This is a genomic window from Pseudomonas sp. NPDC079086, assembly GCF_044542155.1.
GTDB lineage: Bacteria > Pseudomonadota > Gammaproteobacteria > Pseudomonadales > Pseudomonadaceae > Aquipseudomonas.
In genome coordinates this window covers 614,910-638,018 of record NZ_JBITTY010000001.1, presented here as the reverse complement: position 1 = coordinate 638,018, position 23,109 = coordinate 614,910, and the positions used below count along the sequence as shown (strand labels likewise).

At 61.8% G+C, this 23,109-nt stretch carries 20 protein-coding genes and 1 pseudogene; 9 read left to right on the top strand and 12 right to left on the bottom strand.

The window, feature by feature from the left end:
- Window positions 1-109: 109 nt before the first annotated feature.
- A complete protein-coding gene (locus tag ACIGEK_RS03115; protein WP_397491909.1) occupies window positions 110-922 on the top strand; it encodes a helix-turn-helix domain-containing protein in 813 nt (270 codons plus the stop codon).
- A gap of 103 nt (window positions 923-1,025) precedes the next feature.
- Window positions 1,026-1,769: a hypothetical protein gene (locus ACIGEK_RS03110; RefSeq protein ID WP_397491908.1), complete on the top strand. Its 744-nt coding sequence runs from the start codon at window positions 1,026-1,028 to the stop codon at window positions 1,767-1,769.
- Window positions 1,770-1,828: 59 nt separating this feature from the next.
- Here the strand turns inward: ACIGEK_RS03110 and ACIGEK_RS03105 are convergent, their stop codons facing one another.
- A complete protein-coding gene (locus tag ACIGEK_RS03105) occupies window positions 1,829-2,353 on the bottom strand; it encodes a DUF962 domain-containing protein (RefSeq protein ID WP_397491907.1) in 525 nt (174 codons plus the stop codon).
- Between the two features lie 92 nt (window positions 2,354-2,445).
- Between ACIGEK_RS03105 and ACIGEK_RS03100 the strand changes: the two genes are divergently transcribed.
- Window positions 2,446-3,129: a Crp/Fnr family transcriptional regulator gene (locus ACIGEK_RS03100; protein WP_397491906.1), complete on the top strand. Its 684-nt coding sequence runs from the start codon at window positions 2,446-2,448 to the stop codon at window positions 3,127-3,129.
- Window positions 3,130-3,209: 80 nt separating this feature from the next.
- Complete coding sequence (locus ACIGEK_RS03095; protein ID WP_397491905.1) at window positions 3,210-5,216, top strand: alkaline phosphatase D family protein; 2,007 nt, start codon at window positions 3,210-3,212, stop codon at window positions 5,214-5,216.
- Window positions 5,217-5,253: 37 nt separating this feature from the next.
- Here the strand turns inward: ACIGEK_RS03095 and ACIGEK_RS03090 are convergent, their stop codons facing one another.
- Window positions 5,254-6,567, bottom strand: coding sequence for an NAD(P)/FAD-dependent oxidoreductase (locus tag ACIGEK_RS03090; protein WP_397491904.1), 1,314 nt, complete (start codon window positions 6,565-6,567; stop codon window positions 5,254-5,256).
- Window positions 6,568-7,218: 651 nt separating this feature from the next.
- Between ACIGEK_RS03090 and ACIGEK_RS03085 the strand changes: the two are divergent.
- A pseudogene (locus ACIGEK_RS03085) lies at window positions 7,219-7,989 on the top strand (PAS domain-containing protein); the annotation flags it as partial.
- Entirely contained in the window at window positions 7,990-8,535 is a 546-nt protein-coding gene (locus tag ACIGEK_RS03080) for a methyl-accepting chemotaxis protein (protein ID WP_397493073.1), read from the top strand. It abuts the pseudogene before it with no gap.
- Between the two features lie 70 nt (window positions 8,536-8,605).
- On the opposite strand, the gene ACIGEK_RS03075 is transcribed toward ACIGEK_RS03080, so the two are convergent.
- Window positions 8,606-9,022: a MerR family transcriptional regulator gene (locus ACIGEK_RS03075; protein ID WP_397491903.1), complete on the bottom strand. Its 417-nt coding sequence runs from the start codon at window positions 9,020-9,022 to the stop codon at window positions 8,606-8,608.
- Window positions 9,023-9,099: 77 nt separating this feature from the next.
- Here ACIGEK_RS03075 and ACIGEK_RS03070 point away from each other — a divergent pair, with 77 nt between their 5' ends.
- A complete protein-coding gene (locus ACIGEK_RS03070; protein WP_397491902.1) occupies window positions 9,100-10,332 on the top strand; it encodes an NADH:flavin oxidoreductase/NADH oxidase family protein in 1,233 nt (410 codons plus the stop codon).
- Here the strand turns inward: ACIGEK_RS03070 and ACIGEK_RS03065 are convergent.
- A complete protein-coding gene (locus tag ACIGEK_RS03065; RefSeq protein WP_397491901.1) occupies window positions 10,329-10,985 on the bottom strand; it encodes a cupin domain-containing protein in 657 nt (218 codons plus the stop codon). The genes ACIGEK_RS03070 and ACIGEK_RS03065 overlap by 4 nt on opposite strands.
- An 85-nt stretch (window positions 10,986-11,070) precedes the next feature.
- The gene (locus ACIGEK_RS03060; protein ID WP_397491900.1) at window positions 11,071-11,754 is read right to left on the bottom strand and encodes a type 1 glutamine amidotransferase domain-containing protein; all 684 of its coding nucleotides are present in this window, start codon (window positions 11,752-11,754) and stop codon (window positions 11,071-11,073) included.
- A 108-nt stretch (window positions 11,755-11,862) separates the two neighbouring features.
- Here ACIGEK_RS03060 and ACIGEK_RS03055 point away from each other — a divergent pair, with 108 nt between their 5' ends.
- A complete protein-coding gene (locus ACIGEK_RS03055; protein ID WP_397491899.1) occupies window positions 11,863-12,804 on the top strand; it encodes a LysR family transcriptional regulator in 942 nt (313 codons plus the stop codon).
- On the opposite strand, the gene ACIGEK_RS03050 is transcribed toward ACIGEK_RS03055, so the two are convergent.
- The 3 genes from ACIGEK_RS03050 to ACIGEK_RS03040 form a co-directional block, all read right to left on the bottom strand.
- Window positions 12,801-14,306, bottom strand: coding sequence for a methyl-accepting chemotaxis protein (locus ACIGEK_RS03050; protein WP_397493072.1), 1,506 nt, complete (start codon window positions 14,304-14,306; stop codon window positions 12,801-12,803). The genes ACIGEK_RS03055 and ACIGEK_RS03050 overlap by 4 nt on opposite strands.
- 325 nt (window positions 14,307-14,631) lie before the next feature.
- Window positions 14,632-15,702, bottom strand: coding sequence for an FAD-dependent oxidoreductase (locus ACIGEK_RS03045; RefSeq protein ID WP_397491898.1), 1,071 nt, complete (start codon window positions 15,700-15,702; stop codon window positions 14,632-14,634).
- Window positions 15,699-16,712 carry an AraC family transcriptional regulator gene (locus ACIGEK_RS03040; RefSeq protein WP_397491897.1) on the bottom strand — a complete coding sequence of 338 codons (1,014 nt, stop codon included), beginning with the start codon at window positions 16,710-16,712 and terminating at the stop codon, window positions 15,699-15,701. Before ACIGEK_RS03040 ends, ACIGEK_RS03045 begins: the two co-directional genes overlap by 4 nt.
- A gap of 99 nt (window positions 16,713-16,811) precedes the next feature.
- On the opposite strand from ACIGEK_RS03040, the gene ACIGEK_RS03035 reads away from it, so the two are divergent.
- Complete coding sequence (locus ACIGEK_RS03035; RefSeq protein WP_397491896.1) at window positions 16,812-17,882, top strand: fatty acid desaturase; 1,071 nt, start codon at window positions 16,812-16,814, stop codon at window positions 17,880-17,882.
- 15 nt (window positions 17,883-17,897) lie between these two features.
- Here the strand turns inward: ACIGEK_RS03035 and ACIGEK_RS03030 are convergent, their stop codons facing one another.
- The 4 genes from ACIGEK_RS03030 to ACIGEK_RS03015 are packed head-to-tail and all read right to left on the bottom strand — an operon-like array spanning window position 17,898 to window position 23,105.
- A complete protein-coding gene (locus tag ACIGEK_RS03030; protein WP_397491895.1) occupies window positions 17,898-18,611 on the bottom strand; it encodes a DUF3047 domain-containing protein in 714 nt (237 codons plus the stop codon).
- Window positions 18,611-20,752: an FAD-dependent oxidoreductase gene (locus ACIGEK_RS03025; RefSeq protein WP_397491894.1), complete on the bottom strand. Its 2,142-nt coding sequence runs from the start codon at window positions 20,750-20,752 to the stop codon at window positions 18,611-18,613. The genes ACIGEK_RS03030 and ACIGEK_RS03025 overlap by 1 nt, the downstream gene beginning before the upstream one ends.
- Window positions 20,752-21,714 carry a hypothetical protein gene (locus ACIGEK_RS03020; protein WP_397491893.1) on the bottom strand — a complete coding sequence of 321 codons (963 nt, stop codon included), beginning with the start codon at window positions 21,712-21,714 and terminating at the stop codon, window positions 20,752-20,754. The genes ACIGEK_RS03025 and ACIGEK_RS03020 overlap by 1 nt, the downstream gene beginning before the upstream one ends.
- Entirely contained in the window at window positions 21,714-23,105 is a 1,392-nt protein-coding gene (locus ACIGEK_RS03015; RefSeq protein ID WP_397491892.1) for a sodium:solute symporter, read from the bottom strand. Before ACIGEK_RS03015 ends, ACIGEK_RS03020 begins: the two co-directional genes overlap by 1 nt.
- Between the last annotated feature and the right edge of the window lie 4 nt (window positions 23,106-23,109).

The window sequence follows — 23,109 nt, the reverse complement described above, 5'->3', positions numbered from 1 at the left end:
AGGACCGCCGAAATGGCGGCTTGCCCTTAGATTTCGCCGATCCGCGCGCCGCGTCGATTACCTCGCAGGTAATGGCCGCAATGACCTTGCTGGTCTATCGTCGATGCCCATGAACAGCCAAATCCAGCCCGTCGGGGCCCTGCTGCGCCAGTGGCGTCAGCACCGTCGTCTTAGCCAGCTCGACCTCGCCTGCGAGGCCGATATCTCCACCCGCCACCTGAGTTTCGTCGAAACCGGGCGCGCCCAGCCCAGCCGCGAGATGCTGCTGTTGCTCGCCGAGCAGCTGGATATTCCCCTGCGCGAACGCAATCGTCTGCTGAGTGCTGCTGGCTATGCACCGCTGTTCACTCAGCGCGAGCTTTCCGAGCCAGCCATGGCGGCCGCGCGCAGCGCCATCGAACTGCTGCTCAAGGCCCACGAGCCCTACCCGGCACTGACTATCGACCGCCACTGGAACCTGCTGGCCGCCAACAATGCCCTCGCGCCCTTTTTGCAGGGCATTGCACCCGAGCTGCTGGTACCGCCAATCAATGTCATGCGCCTGAGTCTGCATCCTGGGGGGCTGGCGCCACGCATCGTTAACCTGGGACCGTGGCGCGCCTATCTGCTGGCGCGTTTGCAGCGCGATATCCAAGCCAGCGGTGATGCTCAGCTGCAGGTGCTATGGGATGAATTGAATGCCTATCCAGGGCCGGCGGCGCCCGCGCAGCTCTACAGCGACACGGTGCTGATGCCGTTGCAGTTTGCCAGCGAGCAGGGCGTGATCAGCCTGATCGGCACCACCACGGTGTTTGGCACTGCCAACGACATCACTCTGGCGGAACTGGCGTTGGAAACCTTCTTTCCGGCCGATGCCTTCAGCGCGCAGTACCTGCGTGACTTGGCCGGATCGACGCATCTTTCCGACGAAATCACTCTTTAGGCTGCTTTTTTCCAGTATTCAGTGCAGTACCCTCTGGCGCGCGATTGTATAAGCTGAATCTGGTTCAGCACTGCTCACAAAAATAATAAGGAGCACCCAACGTATGCGTTCTACAACGCTGACTCGCTCGCTATTGCTCGCGGTTATCGGGTTGTTGGCCGGCCTCTCGCCGCTGACTTTTGCCCAGGCCGTTACCCCCCAGGAACAGGTTCAGGTGCAGGCCAGCCGGGTTACCAGCAGCCTGATGCTGTTACGCGGTGAGGGTTTCCAAAAGAAACATCAGGACGCCCTGGAAACTGATCTGCAGGCCCTGGCCGCCTCGGTGCAAAGCCTGCCGCAAAGCAGCGATGCTCTACGCAGCGCTCATCAGGAACTGGTGGTACAGATTCGTCGTGGCGTGGCCTTCGGCCCGAGCGAAGATGACATGCCCTGGCGCTACCCCGAGGACCTCAGCAAAGCCCTGCTCGGCGTGCTCGAGGAAACCCGCAAGCTGGCCGGCCCGGCTGACAGCGAACTGTCCGCCAAGCTCGAATACCTCTCGGTGCAGTACCTCAGCCGCGCCTACTTCGGCAACTTCGAAACCGCTCGCGAGCAGCCCGACACCTACCTCGGCCAGGACGAACGCAAGATCGTGCCGTCGGTTGATGCGCAACTGGCTGCGCTGGATGGCAAGGCCGATCCGCAGGTGGGCAAGTTGAAAACCCGCTGGGATTACCTCAAGGCCGCGCTGGTTGACCTCAACAGCCAGAGCAGCGCGCTGCAGAGTGCTTCGGGCCGACCGTTTGCACCGATCACCGTGTATCGCCATACGCGGTCACTGACTACGCAATGGATGGCGATGTACTAGGACTCGCTCCTAAGAACGAAGTCGGTACAAGGCCGCCAATCAATGGCGGCCCGCAGCGATCAAGCAGTGGCTTTCTTCTCACGAATACAGGTCGGGCCGGCGCGTTCGACGATGGCGTGTTCAACCTCTTTGCGCAGGCCCAGCAGGAAAGCTGCTTCGGCGGCGACGAACAGGGGGCCGATCACCAGGCCCATGACGTCGTCGACAAACGCCGGTTTGCGCCCCTCGTAGTAATGGCCGACAAACTGGATGATCCAGCCGATCACGAACAGGCCGATGCCGCTGCTTAGCCACAGCGCCGTTGATTGCACGGCCAGGCTTGCCGCCGCCCACAGGCTGAGCACCAGCAGCAGCGCCATCAGCAGGCCGAAACGCAGGTCCAGGCGCAGGTAAAACACGCCCGCCGCCACGGCCACCAGCAGCGCGGGGGACAGCCACAGGCCGAGCAGTTCGAAGCCAGGACGTGACAGCAGCACGGCTACCGCCACAACGATCAGTGGAATACCGATAAAGTGGCTGAGAATATTGCGTTGGTCGCGGTGATACGCCGCGTATTGAGCCAGATGATCAACCAGGGTTTTCATTATTATTTTCCTCATGCAAGACAGGTGGCCAGCATGAACCCACGCCCATGCAGCGCTCTGTCAGCTAGCCGACAAACCGCTTGGAGCCGTCGATGAGCAGCAGCCACAGCTATCAGGCACGTTTGCGTCAGGGCCACTGGTTCAGTGCCCTGCCCGTTGCCCTGCAGGAGGCGTTGCTGGCCGCCGCTCAGGTGCAGCAACTGGCGGCCGGGCAGGTGCTGTTTCGTCGGGGTGACAAACCCTGCGGGCTGTATGCGGTGGTCGAGGGCGGCATGCGCATTGGCGCGGTCAGTGCCACCGGCAAGGAAGCGCTGCTGACCCTGGTGGAGCCGCCCTACTGGTTTGGCGAAATTTCCCTGTTCGACGGCCAGCCGCGTACCCACGATGCTTTTGCCGAAGGCCCCTCCACCCTGCTGCTGGTGCCGCAGGCGCCGCTGTTGGCGCTGCTTGCACAGCAACCGCAGTACTGGCGTGATTTCGCCCTGCTGATGAGCCACAAGCTGCGCTTGGCGTTTATCGCCCTGGAAGAAATGAGCCTGCTGCCCGCCGCCCCACGCCTGGCCCGGCGCCTGCTGCTGATCGCCGAGAACTACGGTGAAGGCGAGCCGCGCCGGGTCCTGCATCTGCCCCAGGAGCAGCTGGCGCTGATGCTGGCGATCTCCCGGCAGACCACCAACCAGATTCTCAAGGAGCTGGAAGCCCAGGGCATCCTGCGCCTGACCTATGGCGAGATCGAACTCCTCGATCTGCCGCGCTTGCGTCAGGCGGCGCAGTAGGCACAGCCTGCAGAGACTGAACCTCTGGCGCAGAATGACGCTCTATTACCAACCGTATTTCCATAGAGCCCGATGCCCTGATGCCGACCATCCCCGCTGTTGCCCCTGCCGACCTGCCCCTGGTGCTGGCCGGCCCGCTGCTGCGCCGCATGGAACCGCAGCGTCTGGTGCTGTGGCTGGTCGGTAGTCAGCCACTGACGCTGAACCTGCAGCTGACGTATGGTGAAGCTGCAGACTCGCAGCACTACCCACTGCAAGGTGACAGCTGTCAGGTTGTTCAGATCGGTGAGCAGGCATTTATCCACCTGATTGACCTCAAGTTGGAAGCGCCGCTGCCCTGCGATGTGCAGATCGACTACGACCTGCTGATCGAACAGCCCAATCAGGCCGCGCTGGGTATCGCCGACTGGGCGCCGCACTTGCTGTACGACGGCGCGACCCAGGCCAATTTCGTCCTGCGTGCGCAGCTGGATCATCTTCTTCACGGTTCCTGCCGCAAGCCGCATCATCCTGCGGCCGATGGACTGCTCTGCGCCGACCGTCTGCTGGCTGAAGCGCACCCCGCCGAGCAGCGCCCGGCGTTGCTGCTGATGAGTGGCGATCAGATCTACGCCGATGATGTCAGCGGGCCGCTGCTGCGGGCGATTCATCAGGTGATAGAACGTCTTGGCCTGTTCGGCGAGCACCTGCAAGGTGCGGTGGTCGATGACAGCACGGCGCTGTACCAGCACCCGGCCAGCTACTACCAGCGCGCCGAGTTGCTGCCGGCGCTGAAGAGCAATGAAACCCTGCGTGAGCGCTTCTTCGGCGGCGTGGAAAAGCCGGTGTTCACCACCAGCAGCGCCGACAATCACCTGGTGACCTGCGCCGAAGTGCTGGCCATGTACCTGCTGGTCTGGTCGCCGACGCCATGGACCTTGCTGGATGCGGAAATGCCGGCACTCAGCGCCGAGGAAGTGCCGCGCTACCAGGCCGAGCGTGAGCGCATCGAAACCTTTCGTGGTGGTCTGGCTCAGGTCGCCCGTGCCCTCGCTCACCTGCCGACGCTGATGATCTTCGATGACCACGACATCACCGATGACTGGAACCTCTCCGCACAGTGGGAAGAAACCGCCTACGGCCACCCGTTCTCCAAACGCATCATTGGCAATGCGTTGATCGCCTACTTGCTGTGCCAGGGCTGGGGCAATAACCCGGATGTGTTTACTGAGCCGCTGCAGATGATCCGCGCGATGACCGAGGGCCGCGATGCTGCCAACCACATGGACAGTCAGCCGCAGGATGCGCTGATCGACACCTTGCTGAGCTTTCACCAGTGGCAATTCGTCCTGCCGAGCAGCCCGGCGCTGGTTGTTTTGGATACCCGCACCCGGCGCTGGCGCAGTGAGCGCAACCTCAAGCGGCCGTCCGGTCTGCTGGATTGGGAAGCGCTGTGCGAGTTTCAGCAGGCGCTGCTGGATCAGCCATCGGCGATCATCGTGTCCCCGGCGCCGATGTTCGGCGTCAAGCTGATCGAGGCCATCCAGAAGATTTTCAGCTGGGCCGGCCATCCACTGATGGTCGATGCGGAAAACTGGATGGCCCACCGCGGTGCGGCACAGGTGATGCTGAACATCTTCCGCCACTCGCGTACGCCAGGTAATTACGTGATTCTCTCCGGCGACGTGCATTACTCGTTCGTCTACGAGGTGCTGATCCGCCAGCGCAAACGCGGCCCGCAGCTGTGGCAGATCACCAGCAGCGGCCTGAAAAACGAATTTCCGCCGCGCCTGCTCGACTGGTTTGACCGCCTCAACCGTTGGCTCTACGCGCCCTGGTCACCGCTCAACTGGCTGACCAAACGTCGGAGCATGCAGGTCACGCCGCGCATTCCTTCGCGCAGCAAGGCCGGCGAGCGCCTGTGGAATGGGTCGGGGCTCGGTCAGGTGTGGTTCAACGACAACGGCCAGCCGAGCGCGATCTACCAGCTGAATGCCGATGGCTCGCCGGCGGTGGCGTTTGTTGATGATCGGGGTGAGGTTCAGGAACCTTGCGCTGATCCAACGCTCGCGGCCAAGGCCGCTCCTACAGACACATACCTGTCGTAGGAGCGGTCTTGGCCGCGATTTAGTACAAGCGAATGGCTTAACGCAGCTTTTCCAGCATCTGGTAGTACCACATGCCGGCGGCCAGCATCGGGTTGCCGAACACATCACCCAACGGCACCTTGATGTGCTTGCAGGCGGCGAAGGTGTCGTAATGGCCCATGGTGCCGGTCAGGGCGTTGGCCATGATCTCGCCCATGATGTGGGTGGTGGCGATGCCGTGACCGGAGTAGCCCTGGCAGTACCAGACATTATCCGAGAGCTTGCCCAGCTGTGGGATACGGTTGATCACGATGCCCATGGCGCAGCTCCATTGGAAGTCGATATCGACGCCCTTGAGTTGCGGGAAAGTCTGCTCGATACCGGGGCGCAGTTCGGCGGCGATATCCCGCGAGTCGCGACCCGAGTAGTTGCAGCCACCGCCGAACAGCAGGCGGCCGTCAGCCGTCATGCGGTAGTAATCGAGGACGAAGCGGCAGTCGTACACGGCCAGGTCTTGCGGGTTGATTTGCTTGGCCAACTCACCCAGCGGCGCGGTGGTGACGATGCCGCCCATGGCCGGGAAGATCATGCCCTTGAGCTTTTTCGGCTCCAGCTTGTGGTACACGTCGCCGGCCAACAGCACCTGCTTGGCATTGATTCGGCCTTTGGCGGTGACCACCGCCGGTTTGTCGCCATGGACGATTTCCAGCACCTCGGAGTGCTCGAAGATCAGCGCGCCCAGGCTGGCGGCAGCTTTGGCTTCACCGATGCACAGGTTGAGCGGGTGCAGGTGCATGTTGCGGGTGTTTTTCAAAGCGCCGTTGTACAGGTCGCTGGCCAAGTGGCTGCGCACGCCGGCGCGGTCGAGCAGGGTTACATCGTCGGCCATGCCGCGGCGCACAGCTTCAGCGTAGGTAGCTTCCAGTTCGTGCATGTGCACCGGCTTCATTGCCGCATGCAGGTGACCGTGCTTTAGGTCGCAGTTGATCCCGTACTTCTCCACACGCTTTTTGATGATGTCGTGGCCGCGCCAGCGCAGGTGCCAGATAAAGTCTTCGACTTCCTCGCCGAGTGTGTTGCGCATCTGCTTGGTCATTGCCGCATCGCCCGACAGGCTGCCGGTGACCTGGCCACCATTGCGCCCAGTGGCACCCCAGCCGATCTTGTTGGACTCGACAATTGCCACTTTCAGGCCGCGCTCAGCCAACTCCACGGCGGACGCTACGCCGGTAAAGCCGCCGCCGATGATCACCACATCGACGCTGACCTCGCCTTGTAAGGTCGGGTAGTCGGTTTCTTCATTGAGGGTGGCGCTGTAATACGACGGGCAGCGCTCGGCGGCAGGCGTCACGGCTTGGGTGGCGGCGTTCATTGCGGTGTTCCTTGTTCGATATTGGGCGCTTGGCCCAAGGTAGCCTGGTAAGCACCGAGGCTTTGTGGCACGCCGGTTAGGCGGCATTGTCTGGTTAGGCTCAGGCAGACGCGGTGTCTGGCGGCCGCGCATGCCGGCAGTGCCAGAGCGCCCAGAAGGCGCGCAGTGAATAACGCGTGCCCGCGCGAAGCAAAAGGGCCGGATAAAGGAGTGAATAGCTCATGAGCCGAGAGACTCGCACGCTGAAGAGTTCCGGTTAAATCATATTTCTGACACGTTCATGTTCGAAGCGACTAAACATTGTGTGCCGTCACGTCTCACGCCTCAGGCTCCGAACCACGCATGCAGACGTTCGCAGGTGCAACTGAGCGGGCTGTGACGCTCGTAAACCGAGCGGTGCTTCGATGATGCAGGCCATTCATGGCCAATAAATCAATCTATTGGCATTCGTTTTTGCACCGTTCTGCGGCTTTACTTCAAGGCAGCCGCGCAGAGGAGTGACGCAGTTGTAGACGTCCCATCCTGAACCGCAGCAATTGTTCCGTACGCTACAGGACGTAACGCCTTGCTATTTTTTTTTGCGGGTCATTTAGAAAATCGCCGGCAAGCCGAAGATGCAAGAACCAGAAACTGCGCGCTCATGGTGGTCACATGTTTGGCAAACACCTGAAACAAGAACTGGAAGCACTGCGTGAAGTGTACGCACGTACTAGGCAGATCAAAGAGTCGCTCTGCGAAGAAATGTTGGTGTTGGATCTCGACCCCAAAGGTCAGATTACGGACGTGAACCAGAACTTTCTTAGTGAAATGGGCTACCGCCATGAAGACCTGATTGGCCGTGATGTTAGAAGCCTGCTTCCAGATTCGTTTAGAAAGGAGCCCAATTACGCGTTGCTGATGCAGGCCCTGGAGCAGGGCAAGCATCTAACCGGGGCGTTTCGCCTACTTAGCGCTAATGGTAAAGCAGCCTGGCTGCGCTCTATCTGGCAGCCGCTGTATAACAGCCGAAAGCAACTTCTGGGGTTTACCGTTAGCTCTTCCAATCTGACCCGTACCATCGAAACCTCTAAAGAGCATGAGGGGTTGATCAACGCCCTGCTCCGCTCAACCGCCGTTATCGAGTTCAATCTTCAGGGTGAGGTGTTGACGGCCAATCAGCGCTTTCTCGATGCCATGGGTTATCGCCTGGAACAGATCAAAGGCAAGCATCACCGCACCTTCTGTGAGCCGGAAGAGTACAACTCGCAGGCTTACCGCGAGTTCTGGGTCAAACTCAATCGCGGCGAATTCATCGCCGATCGCTTCAAGCGCATCGACAGTTCTGGTCGCGTTATCTGGCTGGAGGCCTCTTACAACCCGGTGCACGATGCCAATGACAACTTGTACAAAGTGGTCAAATTCGCCACGGCAATTACCGACCAAGTGAATCAGGAAATTGCTGTTGCCGAGGCCGCCACGATTGCCTACAGCACGTCACAACAAACCGATGCGACTGCGCAGAAAGGCACGGCAGTGGTGAACCAGACCGTCGAGGTGATGCGCAAGATCACGCATCAGGTGCAGGAGGCGGCGGAAGGTATCGAGGCGCTGGATAAACAGTCGCAGTTGATCAGTACGATCATTAAAACCATTAGCGGTATTGCTGACCAAACCAACCTGCTGGCCCTCAATGCGGCCATTGAAGCTGCTCGCGCCGGTGAGCAAGGCCGTGGCTTTGCTGTGGTAGCCGACGAGGTTCGTAGTCTGGCCGCCCGCACCAGCCAGGCGGCGAAAGAAATTGTCGATGTGGTGCAAAAGAACCAGACCCTGGCTCAGGTGGCCGTAGAGAGTATGGCCAGCAGCCGTGTGCAGGCTGAGCAAGGCTTGAGCCTGGCCAATGAGGCCGGCTCGGTCATGGTCGAAATTCAGGATGGTGCTCAGCGGGTGGTCGATGCAGTGGGGCAATTCGCCAGTCAGCTGAAAAGCTAAGGCACAGAGCAATTGCAACACGCTGTACCCCTCTGACGCTTTCGCCCCGGGCAGGAACTCAAGCAGGCGACTACTGCTGGGGCTGAGCGTCGCGCATATTCGCCAGCACGCGTCCGGCGTTTTCACTGCAGGCCATGCCTTCTGGCTTGCTTTCAATGGTGGCGATGATGTTCAGCAGTTGCGCCTTGTTCTGCGCCAGGCGCTGCTGCATGAGCTCAATTTCGCCGATCTTGCGCTGCAAGCTGGCAAGCAATTCATCGTGCCCCAAGCCCTGTGAATCGGCTTGTGGCAGTAAGCGGCGTATCTCGTCCAGGCTGAACCCAGCTTGTTGCGCGCAGCTGATGATGCCTAGCGTTTGCACTGCTTGCTCCGGATAGCTGCGATAACCGTTGGCCTGGCGTTGGGCGTTGATCAGTCCGCTGGCTTCGTAGAAGCGGATGCGTGAAGCCGCAAGCCCACTGCGTGTAGCCAGTTCACCAATCTTCATTCTCTGCACTCCGGGCTATTGACCTTAAAGTTGACTTTAACCTTAGGCTTGCGGCATTGACCACCCCGGAGTTCTCCATGAGCGCGTTCGAAGCCCTGCAACTGCCCAACGGCAGCGTTATCCCTAATCGTATTGCCAAGGCGGCGATGGAAGAGAACATGGCCGACGCCAGCCAAGGGCCGTCCGCTGAGTTGCTACGTCTGTATCAGGCCTGGGCCGAAGGCGGTGCTGGTTTGCTGCTGACTGGCAATGTGATGGTCGACCGCCATGCCATGACGGGGCCCGGCGGTGTGGTGCTAGAGGATGAGCGGCAGCTGGATAAATTCCGCGAGTGGGCGCGTATCGGCCGAAGTAAAGGCGCACAGATCTGGGTTCAGCTCAACCACCCCGGTCGGCAAATGCAGGCCAATCTCGGCCAACAGACTGTCGCGCCCTCTGCGGTGGCGTTGGAACTGGGTGGATTGTCGAAAATGTTCCCACTGCCCAAGGCGCTCGATGAGGCGCAAATTCATGAACTGATCCAGCGCTTTGCCCGCAGTGCCCAGCTGGCCGAGCAAGCCGGCTTCAATGGTGTGCAGATTCATGCGGCGCATGGGTACTTGCTCAGCCAGTTTCTTTCGCCGTTGAGCAACAAGCGTACGGACAGCTGGGGTGGCACGCTGGAAAACCGTGCGCGCCTGCTGCTGGAGGTGGTGAAGGCGGTGCGTGCGAGCGTTACGCCGGGCTTCAGCGTTGCGGTCAAGCTCAACTCGGCAGACTTCCAGCGTGGCGGCTTCGCAGAGGCCGATGCCAAGCAGGTGGTGCAGCTGCTCAATGAGCTGGCAGTGGATATGGTCGAGTTGTCCGGCGGCAGCTACGAAGCGCCGGCGATGCAGGGTGATTCACGCGATGGCCGGACGTTGGCACGTGAGGCGTATTTTCTGGAGTTTGCCGGCGAGATAGCCGCCGTGGCGCAGATGCCGATTATGGTCACGGGTGGTATTCGTCGCCTGCCGGTGGTGGAGCAGGTCTTGGCCAGTGGCGTGGCCATGGCCGGCATCGGTACGGCGTTGGCCATTGAACCGGCGCTGCCCAAACAGTGGCAGGCGGGGCAGCACGAGGCCCGCGCGGAACTGCCGGCGATTCGCTGGAAGAACAAGGCGTTTGCCTCGCTGGCTTATATGGCCACGGTGAAGTTCCAACTGCGCCAGCTCAGCCAAGGCAAGCGCACCAATGCGCAGGTCTCGCCGTTGCGCGCCTTGATAGTGGAGCAACTGAAAACCGCGCGGCGCACGCGTGTCTACAAACGCTTGATGGCCAGCCTTGGCTAATCGGGTAGGTGCCCGGTTTTCACCCAGATCAGGCAGCCCTGTTCACTGAACGGGGTGTGCTGCGACAGGTGCGGGCTGCGTAGCCAGCTACCGGCGGGGTAGTCACCGAACTCATCCTGAAAGGTGCCTTCGAGCACCAGAATTTCTTCGCCACCCCAATGCCGGTGCGCATTGAAATAGGTGCCCGGCGCCCAACGGACCAGCGCCACATGCTCGGTGCCATGCTGATGCAGCGGCAACACCTGCAGACCCGCAACCAACCCTTGTCGCCACTCGGCACGGTTGCTGTCGATGACGACGTGCTGATCATCTGCCGCATCAAACTGCATGAGTTTGACGAAGATCGTACAGCCATCGCGGCTGAACGGCGCATGTTGGCTACCGATCGGGTTACGCACATAGGTGCCGGCCGGGTAATCACCGCGTTCATCGGAGAACACCCCTTCCAGCACTAGAAACTCTTCACCCCCGGGGTGCTGGTGCGCGCTGAAGTGAGAGCCCGGTGCATAGCGCACGATGGAGGTTGCGCGCGCCACCTCCTCGCCAATCCTATCGAGCATGCGCCGTTCTACACCCTGCATTGGCGATGCCACCCAGGGGCTGTCATCCGGGCGGATCAGCGCCCGTTGGCTGAAGTCGGCGTTGAGCTGCATGGTCGAGATTCTCTCCGGCTGGCGTTCAGGTGGTGTGCTGCCCTATGTACGCTACGCGCAACCCGGACGCCAGTTCACTCGAGTCTTAGTGGCTTTTCAGCAGCTTCATCAGCGCTTCGGCGGTGGCATCCGAAGAGGCCGGATTTTGCCCGGTAATCAGCAGGCCATCGACCGCCACATGGCTATGCCAGTCGTTGGTGCTGCTGTAATGGCCACCGTTGGCGATGAGCATGTCCTGCACCAGGAAGGGAACCACCTCGGTCAGTTGCACCGCGGCTTCTTCACTGTTGCTGAACCCGGTGACTTTCTTACCGCTGACCAGTGGCAGGCCGTTGGCTGCTTTGGTGTGGCGGAATATCCCGGGTGCATGGCAAACCGCGGCTACAGGCTTGTTCAGCACTTGGAAGCGTTCGATCAGGGCAATCGAGGTGGGGTCTTCGGCCAAATCCCACAGTGGGCCATGGCCGCCTGGGTAGAACACCGCATCGAAATCATCGGCCTTTACCTGACTCAACGGCAGGGTGTTAGCCAGTACCTGTTGCGCTTCGGGGTCGGCCTTGAAGCGCTTGGTGGCTGGGGTTTGCGCGTCTGGATCATCACTTTTCGGGTCAAGCGGTGGCTGGCCGCCCTTGGGCGAGGCGAGGGTCAACTGCGCACCGGCATCCTTGAACACGTAATAGGGTGAGGCGAACTCTTCCAGCCAGAAACCGGTCTTGTGCCCGGTATCGCCGAGTTGGTCGTGGGAGGTCAGTACCAGCAGAATCTTCATAGCGTGCTCCATGGGGATAAATGCCCGTGTGTAGCGTGGGTGGCGTACAGCATAGGAGCGCCACTATGATTCGATAATTCAAAAGTTTTTATTTCTGGTATCCAATTTATGAATATCGCCAACAAGGACCTTAACCTGCTGCTGGTGTTTCATGTGGTGTATCAGGAGCGCAGCGCTTCGCTGGCGGCGGCGCGCATGGCGCTTAGCCAGCCGGCCCTGAGCCACAAGCTGAACAAGTTGCGCCATGAATTCGCCGACCCTTTGTTTGTGCGTGCGCCGCGCGGGCTAACGCCGACGCCGCGTGCGCATGAGCTGGCACCGCTGGTGCAGAGGCTGGTCAGTGAGATGGAGGGCTTCTACGAGCGCTGCGAAGGCCGCGATTTCCTCGCCCGCGCAGAGCGCATTCACCTCTACAGTACGGACTATGTTGAGCAAATCCTGCTGCCGCGTCTGTTGCCTCGCTTGCGTGAGCAGGCGCCGAGCCTGCAACTGATCACCCATAACACCCGCGGTTTACTGCCGCGCGAGGAGCTGGAGAAAGGCACCTGTGACTTGGCCATTGCCGGTTTCTTTGCCGACCTGCCGGATACCTTCCGGCAACAGCGCCTGCTCAGTGAAGATTTCGTAGTGCTGGCTTCGCAGAGTAATCCGCAGCTACAAGCGGGCCTTGATATGCAGGGCTTTCTCGCTTGTGAACACCTGCTGACCACCCTCACCGGTGACCTCAATGGCCTGGTTGACCGTGCCCTCGCCGAGCGTGGTCAGGCGCGCAAAGTGGCTGCCGGGTTATCCAGTTTCATCGCGCCACCGCGTTTGTTACGTGGCACTGATCTGCTGCTGACCTGCTTGCGTTCGGTGGCCGAGGAGGCCGTGGCCTATGACAGCGATCTGCGTATTCACCCGCTGCCTCTGACATTGCCGCGGGTCGAGGTCATGCAGATCTGGCATGAGCGCACGGATACCGATCGATTACGGCGTTGGCTGCGCCAGCAGATTCAGCAGGTGGCGGAAGAGTTACAGCAGGCGCTGGCCAGCCCCGGTCAAACTTAAGGCTCTGGCTTGTAGCCCAGGCGTAAACCACCCCAATGGCGGCCCTGAACCATGATCGGCACGGACAGGTCATGCATCAGCTCGCCGGTGTCGCGCATATAGGTTTGCAGCAGCAAGGGCTTCTGATGGCTGCCACAGCGGATGCCGGTGCGGTCATTGAACAGACGCTTGCTGCGGCTCTTCAGGGTGTCCACTGTGCGATCACCGCAGGGCGGATGATTGAAGTCGTTGTTGTGGGTCGGCACATAGCCTTCCGGGGTGCAGGCGATGGCGAATACCAAGCCTTCATGCTGGCTTAGCAGGGGCTCCTGAATGGCCGGCAGAATCTGATCGGCGTAGCTATCGAAACGGGTCGTGTACTTGGCTGGGAAGCTACCGGCAATCGGCTGGTAGTGACGGTCGAACAGATCGCTGATGCTTACCCGGCCGCTCTGCAAGTCTGCTTCGAACTGCGCGGCAATCTGCGCCGCTGCGCTGCGAGCGAGGTCATAGATGTGTTGGTGGTAGGCATCCAGGCCGACTTCGGCGAGCTGTTCACTAACGCTTTCCGCCTGCCCGACCAGGCGTTCGGCGGCGCTGCTGAGCTGACGGGTCTGCCCTTCACTGTCGCCCACATCACCGCGCAATTGACCCACCGCCACTGACAGCTCGGCCAGACGTTCATGGTTCTGTCGGGTGCCGCTGTCGATCTGACTGACCTGGTTTTCCACATCCACTGCCAGTTCGGCAATCCCCTGCAGCTGCTCGCCGGTGTGCTTGACCTGTTGTGCGGCAAGGGTCAGTTGTTCGGCCTGTTGTTGCATATGGCTAACCACGGCGGCGCTCTGCTGGCGGATATCACTGACAATTTGCGTAACTTCCTCGGTGGCGCTGCTGGTGCGTCCGGCCAGGTTGCGCACCTCATCGGCAACCACGGCAAAACCACGGCCGAGGTCGCCGGCGCGGGCTGCTTCGATGGCTGCATTGAGGGCTAGCAGGTTGGTCTGGCTGGCGATGGACTGGATCACCTGGGTGACTTTCTCAATCTGTTCGGTGCGGCTACTGAGGCCGTCGATCAGCTCGCGGCTGGTGGCGGTCTGCGCGCTCAGGTGCTGCATGGCATCAATTGCCTCACGCAGTTCCTGCTGCCCGCTGCTGCTGTTCTGGCGCACGCTCTGCGCGGCCAGCAGGGTCTGTTCCGCGCGCTGGGCGTTGTCCTGTTCGGTATGAGTGATCGCCTCGGCGGCCTGGTTGATCTGCTCGGTGGCGCTCAACTGCGATTGCAGTTTGCCGGCCAACTGTTGCGCGGCATGCGCCACTTCGGCCGCGGCAAGGGCGTTATGGCAGGTGTGCCGTGACAGGCTTTGGGTCAGGGTGCTGAACGGCTCGTGCTGCGGATTGACGTGCTCCGGCTGCTCTTCATGCTGGCGCTGCCAGGGCCCGAGCCACGGCCACAGGGCCAGCAGCAGAAAGGACGGAATGCTGATAAACCAAGGCAGCTGGATCTGCTGGTAAGCCACCATCAACCCGGCCAGTCCGATGGCATGCAGCAGGCAGGCCTTGGGATAGGTAATAAACGCAGAGCGCATGACAAACCTCATTATTTTTATTCTGGTCAAACCACTACCAGAAACTGCCTGTGGCGCGCCGCTGTTGGGTGGGCGGGCCATGCCTGCTGGAACCGGAGTGCGTGCTGCTGGATATGCCTGGGTAGGCAATCGGCCGTTGTTGGCAATTCTATAGACCATAGCGGGTGACGCTCCCTGCGGCCAACCTTTGGTGGGAGGTTGATTCGAGCACCCATGGCGGTTCAGGGCCATGGCACTTTGGTCGCAGGTGGTTCAGTGCTTAAAGACGATGACGCTGGATAAAACCCTTGTCGAGAAAGTCCTTCCAGCGCCCAAAGAGTCGCCCGCCGGCGCTGTGCCCATGCCAGTCCAGCAACGCCCCGCCGTCGCCTGTGGCGAGTAGGGCCAGGCTCTGTCGTTGTGGGCGGTAGCGCTTGAGCGACAGGCCGCGCAGTGCAGCATTCAGATTATTCGCCAGCACCGGACCCTGGCGTACCGAGTACACCCCGCTCTTGCGTGCACCGGGCAGGCTGGCGCAATCACCCACGGCGAAAATAGTTGGATGGGTGTAGCTCTGTAGAGTCGGGGCAATCAACACAAAGCCGTTCTCGTCGCAGCCCAGGCCACTGTGGGCCGGCCAGGCAAACGCCTTGGCTCCACTGGCCAGCAACAGCCGCTGGCCGCGCCAGACTGGCTCGTCGCCGCTGAACAGGCAGTCGGCCTCGATGCGGCTGATGGGGCAATCCTCACGCACCCAGACGCCGCGTTGGCGCAGATGGCCGAGGGCGCGCAGGCGCACGCCAGCAGATAAACCATCGAGCAGATGACCGGCGCAGAACAGCGCCAGCTGCGGCACCTTTCCGGCCAAGGCCAGCGCCAGCTCGACCCCTGCGGCGCCGCCACCGAGAATCGCCATGGGCTCTGGCATGGCTTGCCATTGCTGCCAACCAGTCAGGAACTTATCGAAGGGTTTTACCGCCAGCAGATGCATCGCATCCCCGTGTTGCTCGGGAGTGGCAATCTGGGCGCCGACATTCAGCGACAGCCAGCTGGCGTTGAGGGTTTGTCCGTCAGCCAGTTGCACCTGCTGCTGGGCGGCAGAGAGGCTTTCCACCGGACTGATAAGCAACTCGACCTTAGCCGCGCGGCACAGTGCCTGCAGCTCGACCTGGCAATCTTCCGGGCGATGCCGTCCAGCCAGCAGCCCCGGTAGCATGCCGGAATACCAGGCCACCGGTCCGGCAGTGAGCAGGGCGATCCGCCCAGGCGGTCGTTCGACCAACGCCCAGCGCCGCAGCACGCCGAGGTGGGCGTGACCGGCACCGATCAACAGCAGGTCGTAATGCTTCATGGCTGTTTCAGTCCTTCGCGGTAATGGCTGGGCGCTTGTCCGGTCCAGCGTTTGAACGCCCGGCTGAAGCTGCTGGTGTCGGCGAAACCGAGCAGGTAGGCGATTTCGCTGATTGAGCAGCGCGGGTCGCGCATGTGCTGTAGGGCCAGGCGCTGGCGGGTGTCGGCGAGCAGGCTTTCATAATTGAGGCCTTCATCGGCCAGATGACGCTGCAGGCTGCGCAGGCTCATATGTAGGGTCTGCGCGATACGTTCGGCGGACGGTTCACCATCCGGTAGCTGGGCCTCCAGGCATGCGCGCACTTTGTGCGTCCAGGTGGCGTGCTGCAGCTGTTCGAGGGTGCGCTTGAGTACCGTCTCGTTGTGTTCGGCCAGTTCCGGGTTGCCGTCGTCCAGGCGCTGCTCGAAGGCGGTGCGGGGAAAGCGCAGCAGGTTTTCAGGTGCGGCAAAAAACAGTGGCGCGCGGAAGATTGCATGCCAGGGCTGCGCATCCTTCGGTTCGGCACGCTGTAGATGCACCGCCAGTGGGGCGAAGTCGCGACCGAGGCGATTGCGGCAGCTGCGCACATAGATCGCCGCAAAGGCATCCAGCGCCTCGGCGGCTGGTGGCAGGCTGCCGGGCGGTACGCGGAAGCGGAATTCGTAGCAGTCGGCGCATTCGCGCAACTCCAGTTCCAGTGCATCGCTGACTACCCGGTGATAGCGCACAATACGCTCGAACATCTCGCGCAGGCTGCTGCTGGCGACCAGGGCGTAACCGAGTGCGTGAAAGGTGGTCGGGCTGACGAACTGCGAGGTCTTCAGGCCCAGCGCCGGGTCGCCGCTGGCCTCGACCGCCAGTTGCCACAGGCGCGTGGTGATGGACAGTGGGCAGCGCGCGTTGGGGTCATCCAGCAGGCTCGGCTGCAGCCCCGCAGCCTGGCACAACGCGGCACTGTCGAGGCCCAGCGTATCGAGCTGCTTACGCAGGGCGCGGGTCCAGCTGGCCAGGGTTGTGGGTTCGGCATTCATGCAGATTGGCGGGTCCGGTCAACAGGTTGGCGTTCAGGGTCAGGCGCAGGCCCGGGCTTCGCGGCACAGTTGTGGCCTCATCAACAAGAGGATGTAGGCATGCCCCACTCCCCTGCAAGCACTGCTGCATTAAATGACGCACAACGTGCCGCGCTGATCCGCCAACAGGTCATGGCCCACGGTGTCGAACTGCGCCAGCGCTTCCCCCTGCTTAAGCATCAGGACGCCCTCGGTGCGGGCATCCTGACTTTCGCCCTGGTTGGGATGATCGCTTCGGCGGCGCTGTATATCGGCGGCTATCTGGCCTGGTGGGCGTGCTTGCTGCTGAATGCCTTCTTCGCCTCGCTGACCCATGAGCTGGAGCACGACCTGATCCACTCGATGTACTTTCGCAAGCGCCGCGAGCCGCACAACCTGATGATGGCGCTGGTCTGGCTAGCGCGGCCGAGCACGATCAACCCTTGGGTGCGCCGCCATCTACACCTTAATCATCACAAGGTGTCCGGCAGCGAGCAGGATACGGAAGAGCGTGCCATCACCAATGGCGAGCCCTGGGGCTTTGCCCGCCTGCTGATGGTCGGCGACAACATGATGAGCTCGTTTATTCGCTGGCTACGGGCGACGAACCCCAAGCACCGCCGATTGATTTTGACCCGCACACTCAAGGTCTACGCGCCGCTGGGTCTGCTCAATTGGGGCACCTGGTATGTGTTTCTTGGCTTCCACCTGATCGATTTCACGGCCGCCGCGCTCGGTGCGCCTGTAGCCTGGTCTGCGACCACCTTGCAGGTGATGGCAGTGGTGAATATCGCCGTAGTGGTGTTGGTTGGCCCCAACGTACTGCGCACGTTCTGCCTGCACTTCGTCAGCTCGAACATGCACTACTACGGCGATGTCGAGGCGGGCAACGTGATCCAGCAAACCCAGGTGCTCAACCCCTGGTGGCTGTGGCCGCTGCAGGCGTTCTGCTTCAACTTCGGCAGCAGCCACGCGATCCACCATTTCGTGGTCAAGGAGCCCTTCTATATCCGCCAGCTCAGCGTGCCGTTCGCGCACAAGGTGATGCGCGAGCATGGCGTACGTTTCAACGATTTCGGCACCTTTGTCCGGGCCAATCGCTGGACGCGCCAGGCCGACAAGCAGGCGGTGCAGCAGACGCAAACCGCCTAAGGTCGTGAATAGGTATTAAGGCGTGCCGCGCTGCAACAGTGGCGCGGCGAAATAGCTTTCTGCCGACTCGCCGGTGTTGTCGCTGTCGGCGGCAAACACCACGCCGAGAATCTTGCGTGGCGCGCTGCCAAAGGCGGCAGTGGCGTCGGCGCGAAGATCGCGGGACTCGGTCAGCCACTCGCCCAGCGCTGCTTCCGGGCCGCGCAGTACGCGCATCTCCACCGTTTCGGTATAGGCGCTGCGGGCATGGGTGCCGGGGGCTTCGCGGTTATCCCAGACGTAGCTGAGGGTTGCCGCCGGTAGATCGGGGTCGAAGAAGGTGCGCGCCAGACGCAACTTCTGCCGGGTAACGAAGCTCAGCGAGTCCAGCGGGTAATCCAGCAGCACATACACCCGTGCGGCGTAGTCGTCGCCTTCGCGGGTGGCGAAGCGGGCTTTATCCAGGCGCTGTTCGGTGCGCCATTGCCAGCTCAGTTGCCAGGGTTGATCGCCGGGTAGATCGAGCGGATGCAGCAGTCCGCCAGCGGCCGCATCGGCCTTGATGCGCAATACAGATTTGCCATCCACTTCGACCAGCGTGCGCTGCGACGGCTTGAGCTTGGGAATGTCCGCCAGCTTCCACGGCGCCGACCATTCACCGCTGGGTGGGCCTGCTGTCCAAGGCGTTAACAGGTTCTCCGCCTGGGCCAGCGGTGTGATGAGCAGCAGGCTTAGCAGGAAGCCGCGCATCAGCTTCTGCGCCAGGTATGGAAGCGTTCGACTAACCGCAGCAGCCCTTGCGGTGCATGGGCGCGTTTCCACTCGCCAGCCGCGTACTTGTTGGCCTCGGCCATGGTCGGGTACGTGTGGATGGTGCCGAGAATCTTGTTCAGGCCCAGGCCGTGCTTCATTGCCAGCACGTATTCAGCCAGCAGCTCGCCTGCGTGCTCGCCAACGATGGTTACGCCAAGAATCTGGTCCTTGCCCGGTACGCTGAGCACTTTGACAAAGCCGTGGGCGGCTTCGTCGGCAATCGCCCGGTCGAGATCGTCGATGCCGTAGCGGGTCACCTCATAGGCGATGTTCTGCGCCTTGGCTTCGCCTTCGCTCAGCCCGACACGGGCGACCTCTGGATCGGTAAAGGTGCAGGCGGGGATCACCCGGTAATCCACCTTGAAGCGCTTGAAACCGCTGAACAGGGCATTTACCGCTGCATACCAGGCCTGATGCGCCGCGACATGGGTGAACTGATACGGCCCGGTGACATCGCCCACCGCGTAGATATTGGGGAAGCGTGTGGCCAGGTATTCGTCCGTCTCCAGGGTGCCGTTGGAGCGCAGGGTCAGGCCCAGTTCCTCGGCGCCATAGCCGGTGACATTCGCCACCCGGCCGAGGGCCAGTAGCAGGCCGTCGAAGGCAATCGTCACTTCCTCGCCGGTGTCCAGGCGGCGGGCGACCATGCGCTGCTCACCATCCACCACTTCGAAGCGTTCGGCGCGGTGCTGCAGGCGTACATCCACGCCATCGCTGCGCAGGCTCTGCAGCACCAGCTCGCTGGCATCGGCGTCCTCGCGCGGCAGCAGACGCTCGGCCAATTCCACCTGAATCACCTGGCTGCCGAGGCGCTGGAAGGCCTGGGCCAACTCACAACCAATCGGCCCGCCGCCCAGCACCAGCAGCCAGCGCGGCTGCTCACGCAGGCTCCAGACCGTATCCGAGGTGTAGCTCTGCACCTGCTCCAGGCCTGGAATCTTCGGCACCAGCGGCCGCGCACCGGCGGCTATAACCAGGTTGCGACTGGTCAGGGTCTGGCCATTTACCTCCACGCTCCAGGGCGAAAGGATTTTCGCCTCGCCCTGAATCACTTCGACGCCCAGGCCGCTGTAACGCTCGACCGAATCATGCGGTTCGATGTCGGCGATTACCCGCTGGATGCGTTGCATCACCGCCGGGAAATCCACCGTGCCCTGCACGCCGGTAAAGCCCAGGGCTGTGCCCTTCTTCAGTTCATTGGCCAGCTTGGCCGAACGCAGCAGCGCCTTGGAAGGTACGCAGCCGGTGTTGAGGCAGTCGCCGCCCATCTGGTGTTTTTCGATCAGGCTGACCTTGGCCTTCACCGCCGCAGCGATATAGGCGCTGACCAGCCCACCGGCGCCGGCACCAATCACCACCAGGTTGCGGTCGAAGGTCTTGGGTTTGTGCCAGCCGGCATACACACGGCGTGCCTGGATCAGCCCGAGCAGCTTGCGTGCAATCAGCGGGAACACCCCGAGCAGGACGAAAGCGCCAAGCAGCCCCGGCGAGAGGATGCCGGCCAGGGAGTCCAACTGGCCCAGCTCACGCCCTGCATTCACATACACCAGAGTGCCGGGCAGCATGCCGAGCTGGCTGACCCACCAGTAGGTGCGCAGCGGCAGGCGGGTCAGGCCCATGGCCAGGTTGATCAGGAAGAACGGAAACAGCGGCACTAGCCGCAGGGCGAACAGGTAGAACGCGCCTTCACGCTCGACCCCGGCATCGATGCTCGTCAGGCGCTGGCCGAAGCGGCTCTGCACCCAGTCCCGCAGCAGAAAACGGCTGCTGAGCATGGCCAGGCTTGCGCCAAGGGTGGAAGCAAAGGAAATCAGCACGAAGCCTTCGATCAAGCCGAACAGTGCCCCGCCAAGCAAGGTCATCAGCGCCGCACCGGGCAAGGAAAGCGCTGTGACCGCGACATAGGCGAGAAAGAACAGCCCCGCCGCCAGCCAGGGCTGCTCGGCGACCTGGGCGTTGAGTGCGGTTTGCTGCGCTTTCAGCGCCTCGAGATTGAGGTACTGGCCGATGTCGAAGACGAAGAAGCTGCCGAGCAGCGCGAGGATCAGGCCCATTAAGGCAATTTTGCGACTATTCATCAGTTCAGCGCCTCCAGGGCGCACAGGCTTTGGCACAGGCTGAAACCGGCCAGTAGGGCATGCTCGGGGCGGTCGCTCAGCTGGCCGAGTACCCGGGAACGATAGGACAACGCCGCCGGGCTGTGGGCAGGCCACTGGCGGTCGAAGTCGGCGAGAAAGGCATCGTGGTCGTAGTTCAGCGGTAAGGCTTCGATAAGTAGGCCATCACGCTGGCTGCGATACAGCGCCGCTGGATGTGGCGTCGTGGCGATGCGGCTGAGTAGGCCATAACGGCCGCCAGCAAAATTTGGCAGTCCGGCCGCGCCATTATTGATCAGCGCGCCGTGCTCAAGGTTCAACGCCACCGCTGAGCAGGTATGGCTGGTGGCCAGAACCTGCACGTTGTTCGCGGCAAACCAGCTATCCAGCTGCTGTTGGCGGGCATGCTCGCTGAGCGATTCCCGTGAGCAGCTCCAGCCGGCGAGGGACTGTTCGTCGCCATGGCTGATTGCCACGCGTTGTCCGGCCACCCTGACCAGCGCGGTGCTCGGACGTGCGGCCAGGCGTTCGGCCATACCGGGTAAGCCCTGCACGGTTTGGTTGAGCGTTTGTTGAATGGCGTTGGAGCGTTCGACCACACCGTCGTCCACACTCAAAGGGTAAGCACAGCCGCAGCCGGCACCACTGTCGTCGGCGCGGCCCAGCTCGGTCTCGACATTGCCGCGCAAGGCCAGGTGTGCGCTCAGACCGTCTTCGATGTGTTGGAAGATTTCGCTGTCGCGGTCAAACCAATGGGCATCGCCGTTGAACACCACCCGTGCATTGGGTTCGTTAACCAGTCGCCGTTGCAGGGCAGCCATGGCCTGGCGATTGCCATACAGGCCGCCAACTACATAGAGCACATCGCAGTCGAACCGTGGCTCACCGCTAAAGGCACTTCGCGCCAGGCGGTAGTCCAGTGGGCAGTCGCGGCCGGCGCGCATCAGGCCGCGCCTCGTTGGCCGGTGCGCAACCAGCCGGGAATCAGGTAGCCCAGCACACACAGGCCCAGGCCATACAGGTTGGTGCCGAGCAGCAGCGCATATTTGCCGTCGCCGACCGCCCAGCTCTGCGGAATCCAGCCGAGGGTCAGGGCCAGACCAAGGCCCAGGCCGGTCCAGAAACTCAGGTGAAAGCCCAGGCGGGTTGGCGTGGTCAGGCCGTGCAGGATAAATACCGGTGCCAGGCCGATAACCATGGTGCCGCTGATGGTGGTGGCTTTGAGAATGTCGGTGCCGGCAATCATCGGTAAGTTACCGAGCAGGGCAAACACCACCATCACCGCCATGCCCACGCCGATGGCTTTCTGCCCCAGGTCGCGGCCGGCCAGTTTCGGCAACTCGCGCCCGGCCAGCTTGGCCAGGCTGGAAAAGGTCGAGTCCAGGGTTGAGCCAGCAGCGGAGACCATCACTACGGTCATCACCAGCAGCGCGCCGATACCCAGACTCTTGGCCAAGGCGGCCGGTACGTTGTCGGAGGCGGCCAGGCCCGTAAGTTGCGCATGCACGCCAATCAGGCTGAACGCGAGGATGGCGATAAAGCCGAGCACGCCGGCAATCACGAATGAGCGACGCATGGTTTTCTCTTCGCTGATAAAGCCACGGTCGGTCAGCACCGGGTCATGGAAACCGTAGCTAAAGGCCTGCAAGCCGGCGACCAAGAGCAGGTCAACGCCGGCATTCAGCGCCCAGTTGCTGGTGCTGGCCAGCTCACTGGGAGAATGCTGCGGCAGCACCAGGCCGAGCACCCAGGCCAGGGCGATGACGAAGATCGCCGCCTGCGCCGCGTCGGTCAGGATCGAGCTACGTAAGCCGCCGCGCAGGCTGTAGGCCAGGGTCACAGCGGTAAACAGCAACGCCGAAGCAATAAACTCGAAGCTGCCGGAGTCGCCATAATAGCCACCAACCACCGCGGTGTTGCTCCACACCTCGTTGAACAGGCGAATCAGAATGGCGGCGGAAAACGCCAGCGCCGCGCCGCGCCCGTAGTGGCTGCTGAGAAAACTCACTAACCCAGTGGCTGCGAAACGGCGGCGCAGGCGATAGATGACAAAACCTGTGAGCGGGATCGACAACCAGTACATGGCATAGGCCAAACCACCGACCAGACCATAAGTCGCCCCCAGATTGGCGGCGTTGGTCACCGATTTGGCGAAAATCCAGCTGATAAAGATGCTGGAGGTGATCAACCACGGGCTGGCGCTGCGGCCCTGGTTGTCCTCGCCATTGAAGAAGCCGCCGAGGGTCACGGCGCGTGGCGCCAGGGCCAGCATCAGCGCGCCGTAGACCAGCAGAAAACCCCAGAAAAACAGCCCGGTGAGACTGGTTGCTTGCATGCTT

Bases quoted from the DNA above. Each gene is read 5' to 3' on its own strand.
- ACIGEK_RS03115 (WP_397491909.1), top strand. From the start codon at position 110: ATGAACAGCCAAATCCAGCCCGTCGGGGCCCTGCTGCGCCAGTGGCGT.
- ACIGEK_RS03110 (WP_397491908.1), top strand. From the start codon at position 1,026: ATGCGTTCTACAACGCTGACTCGCTCGCTATTGCTCGCGGTTATCGGG.
- ACIGEK_RS03105 (WP_397491907.1), bottom strand. From the start codon at position 2,353: ATGAAAACCCTGGTTGATCATCTGGCTCAATACGCGGCGTATCACCGC.
- ACIGEK_RS03100 (WP_397491906.1), top strand. From the start codon at position 2,446: ATGAGCAGCAGCCACAGCTATCAGGCACGTTTGCGTCAGGGCCACTGG.
- ACIGEK_RS03095 (WP_397491905.1), top strand. From the start codon at position 3,210: ATGCCGACCATCCCCGCTGTTGCCCCTGCCGACCTGCCCCTGGTGCTG.
- ACIGEK_RS03090 (WP_397491904.1), bottom strand. From the start codon at position 6,567: ATGAACGCCGCCACCCAAGCCGTGACGCCTGCCGCCGAGCGCTGCCCG.
- ACIGEK_RS03075 (WP_397491903.1), bottom strand. From the start codon at position 9,022: ATGAAGATTGGTGAACTGGCTACACGCAGTGGGCTTGCGGCTTCACGC.
- ACIGEK_RS03070 (WP_397491902.1), top strand. From the start codon at position 9,100: ATGAGCGCGTTCGAAGCCCTGCAACTGCCCAACGGCAGCGTTATCCCT.
- ACIGEK_RS03065 (WP_397491901.1), bottom strand. From the start codon at position 10,985: ATGCAGCTCAACGCCGACTTCAGCCAACGGGCGCTGATCCGCCCGGAT.
- ACIGEK_RS03060 (WP_397491900.1), bottom strand. From the start codon at position 11,754: ATGAAGATTCTGCTGGTACTGACCTCCCACGACCAACTCGGCGATACC.
- ACIGEK_RS03055 (WP_397491899.1), top strand. From the start codon at position 11,863: ATGAATATCGCCAACAAGGACCTTAACCTGCTGCTGGTGTTTCATGTG.
- ACIGEK_RS03050 (WP_397493072.1), bottom strand. From the start codon at position 14,306: ATGGTGGCTTACCAGCAGATCCAGCTGCCTTGGTTTATCAGCATTCCG.
- ACIGEK_RS03045 (WP_397491898.1), bottom strand. From the start codon at position 15,702: ATGAAGCATTACGACCTGCTGTTGATCGGTGCCGGTCACGCCCACCTC.
- ACIGEK_RS03040 (WP_397491897.1), bottom strand. From the start codon at position 16,712: ATGAATGCCGAACCCACAACCCTGGCCAGCTGGACCCGCGCCCTGCGT.
- ACIGEK_RS03035 (WP_397491896.1), top strand. From the start codon at position 16,812: ATGCCCCACTCCCCTGCAAGCACTGCTGCATTAAATGACGCACAACGT.
- ACIGEK_RS03030 (WP_397491895.1), bottom strand. From the start codon at position 18,611: ATGCGCGGCTTCCTGCTAAGCCTGCTGCTCATCACACCGCTGGCCCAG.
- ACIGEK_RS03025 (WP_397491894.1), bottom strand. From the start codon at position 20,752: ATGAATAGTCGCAAAATTGCCTTAATGGGCCTGATCCTCGCGCTGCTC.
- ACIGEK_RS03020 (WP_397491893.1), bottom strand. From the start codon at position 21,714: ATGCGCGCCGGCCGCGACTGCCCACTGGACTACCGCCTGGCGCGAAGT.
- ACIGEK_RS03015 (WP_397491892.1), bottom strand. From the start codon at position 23,105: ATGCAAGCAACCAGTCTCACCGGGCTGTTTTTCTGGGGTTTTCTGCTG.